4 protein-coding genes are annotated in these 2826 nt (G+C 70.4%); all 4 read left to right on the top strand.

Annotated features, from left to right (window positions below; translation table 11 throughout):
* Window positions 1-562 (top strand): helix-hairpin-helix domain-containing protein (locus tag IY392_RS02520; protein WP_255541995.1); only part of this gene is annotated, 562 nt, incomplete at its 5' end.
* Window positions 563-565: 3 nt separating this feature from the next.
* Complete coding sequence (gene rapZ, locus IY392_RS02515) at window positions 566-1438, top strand: RNase adapter RapZ (protein WP_107756511.1); 873 nt, start codon at window positions 566-568, stop codon at window positions 1436-1438.
* 4 nt (window positions 1439-1442) lie between these two features.
* Window positions 1443-2444, top strand: a complete 1002-nt coding sequence (gene yvcK / locus IY392_RS02510) for a uridine diphosphate-N-acetylglucosamine-binding protein YvcK (RefSeq protein ID WP_107758092.1) — start codon at window positions 1443-1445, stop codon at window positions 2442-2444.
* A gap of 22 nt (window positions 2445-2466) precedes the next feature.
* The coding region (gene whiA, locus IY392_RS02505) for a DNA-binding protein WhiA (RefSeq protein WP_194860422.1) at window positions 2467-2826 on the top strand (360 nt) is incomplete at its 3' end.

Here is a 2826-nt window from a genome sequence, read left to right as displayed (position 1 = left end):
CGGCAGATCCGCGCCCACCCGCCGCTTCGCCTACCCGCCCCAGCTCTTCGTCGTCGACGGCGGCCGACCCCAGGTGGAGGCGGCCGCCGAGGTCCTGTCCGAACTGGGCGTCAACGACGTCCCGGTGATCGGCATCGCCAAACGTCTCGAGGAGATCTGGCTGCCCGGAGAGGAGTACCCGGTCATCTTCCCCCGGCACGGCGAGGGACTGTTCCTGCTGCAACGACTCCGCGACGAAGCGCACCGTTTCGCGATCCGGGCCCACCGGGGAGCCAGATCCCGACGGATGACGACGTCGATCCTCGACGACGTGCCCGGGCTCGGACCCTCACGCCGGGCGGCGCTGCTGGAGAAGTTCCCCACCGTCTCGGCACTCCGCGCCGCCGGAGTGGACGACCTCTGCGCGGTCCCCGGGATAGGCCCCGGGGTCGCGGCGGCGATCCGCGCGACCCTGGGATCCCCGGACGCCCCGCCCGCGGACCAACCGGGTACGGACGGGGGACGGGCGGACATGGGAGACTCGGACCGTGAGGTCGACGACCGGACGAGCGACTCGAGGTGAACCATGGACGTGAACGATGAGGGACGCGAACTCCTACTCATCTGTGGGATGTCCGGTGCGGGCAAGGGCACGGCGTCGAAGGTGCTCGAGGAGTTCGGCTGGTACGTCGTGGACAACCTCCCGCTCCGTTTCGTCGGGGAGCTGGTGGATCGTCTCGCCGAGGCCCGCGAGGAACCCAGGAGGTTCGCGATCGTCGCGGACGTCCGCAGCCTGGGATTCGACGAGCACATCGGAGAACTGCTCGGGCGCTTCGACGGCCGCCCCGAGGCGAGGATCCTCTTCCTGGACGCCTCGGACGAGGCCCTGGTCAAGCGGTTCAACAACGTCCGGAGATCCCACCCGTTGCAGTCGGGGGACGGGCTGATCGACGGGATCCAACGGGAGCGCAAGGTGTTGGAGGGGATTCGCGGACGCGCGGACGTGGTGGTCGACACCACCTCGTTGAGCGTCCATGATCTCCGGCACCGACTCGAGAAGCCGTTCGGCGACCTGGGATTCGATTTCCACCTCACCGTCGAGTCCTTCGGCTTCAAGTACGGGGTGCCGGTCGACGTGGACATGCTGCTCGACATGCGGTTCCTGCCCAACCCGCACTGGATTCCCGAACTCCAGGCGCACACCGGCCGCGAGAAGCCGGTCCAGGACTACGTCCTGGCGGATCCGTCGATCGAGGAGTACCTGCGCGCGGCGGTCTCGATGATCGGCCTGGCGATGACCGGGTATCGCCGGGAGGGCAAGCGGTACATGACCATCGCCGTGGGGTGCACCGGGGGCAAACACCGCAGCGTCGCGATCTCCGAATCACTGGCCGGGAGACTGTCCGGCCTCGACTCCGTCGACGTCCACGTCCGCCACCGTGATCTCGGACGAGAGTGATCGGATGACACGTCAGAGCACGGCGGGGGCGCCGGATCGGCTGGGGTCGCTCGTCGCCCTGGGCGGGGGCCACGGGTTGTCCGCCACCCTCCGCGCCGGGCGTATGGTCGCCGAGCACGTGACCGCGGTGGTGACCGTGGCGGACGACGGTGGGTCCTCCGGGCGACTCCGTCGCGAACTCGACATCCTGCCGCCCGGCGACCTGCGGATGGCGCTGTGCGCACTCGCGGCCGATGACGACGAGCACGCTCAGCTGACCAGTCTGTTCCAGCACCGCTACGGGGGGACCGGGGCGCTGGCGGGACACGCCGTGGGCAACCTCGTCTTCGCCGGATTCTGGGAACTGCTCGGGGACCCCGTCGAGGCGCTCGACGCCGTCGGGGCGATGCTCGGGGTGACCGGACGTGTGCTCCCCATGTCGCCGGTCGCCCTGGACATCGCCGCGGAGGTCGTCGGACTGGAAGCCGACCCCCGCGTGGTGCGCACGATCATCGGCCAGGTCGCGGTGGCCACCACGCCCGGCAGTGTGCGCCGGGTGCGGCTCATCCCCGCCGACCCGCCCGTGGCGGACGGCGTCGTGGAGGCGATCGAGGCGGCGGACATGGTCGTGCTGGGACCGGGCTCGTGGTTCACGAGCGTCATACCGAACGTGTTGGTCCCGGACATCGCCTCCGCGTTGGCCCGCACGTCCGCGACCAGGGCGCTCGTGCTCAACCTGGCGCCGCAGGTCGGTGAGACCGCCGGGTTCTCCGCGGAGCAGCATCTCCACGTGTTGCGCCAGCACGCTCCCGCGGTCGACGTGGACGTGGTGCTGGTGGACCCGCGGATGCCACTGAGCGACACCGAACGTGAACACCTCGACCGGGCGGCGGCGGGTCTGGGGGCGCGGGTCATGGTGGCGGACATCGCCCGGACAGCACCGGATGGGACGATGAAGCCCGTGCACGACCCCGCTCTGCTCGCCCGGGCGCTCGCCGCCACGGTGACGGCGGGGGCCGACGGATGACCGGAGAACGAAGGAGCAGGGCGTGTCACTGACCGCGCAGGTCAAGTCCGAACTGGTGAGAGTCCCGGTCGGGAACGCGGAGACCAGGAAGGCGGAGATCGCCTCACTCCTGCGTTTCGCGGGCACCCTCCAGGTCCTCTCGGGCCGCCTCGTGATCGAGGCGGAGGTCGATTCGGGCGAGATCGCCGAGCGACTGGCCGGCGAACTCGACTCGCTGTTCTCCGTGCCCTGCGAGATCCACCCGATCGGGGGAAGCGGCGGCAAGCCGGCCCGGAAGTTCGTCCTCCGGGTGATCGACCGGGGAGCGGACCTGACCCGCCAGCTCGGACTGGTCGACGCCGCCGGCCGCACCGTCAGGGGATTGCCCGCCGCCGTCGTCGGG

This window comes from Dietzia sp. SYD-A1 (assembly GCF_015356725.1).
Taxonomy (GTDB): Bacteria; Actinomycetota; Actinomycetes; order Mycobacteriales; family Mycobacteriaceae; genus Dietzia.
Note: the sequence above shows the minus strand (reverse complement) of the source record. Positions and strands in the feature narration are given on the sequence as shown.

Excerpts from the sequence above, each read along its gene's own strand:
- rapZ (WP_107756511.1), top strand. The coding sequence starts at position 566 with ATGGACGTGAACGATGAGGGACGCGAACTCCTACTCATCTGTGGGATG.
- yvcK (WP_107758092.1), top strand. The coding sequence starts at position 1,443 with ATGACACGTCAGAGCACGGCGGGGGCGCCGGATCGGCTGGGGTCGCTC.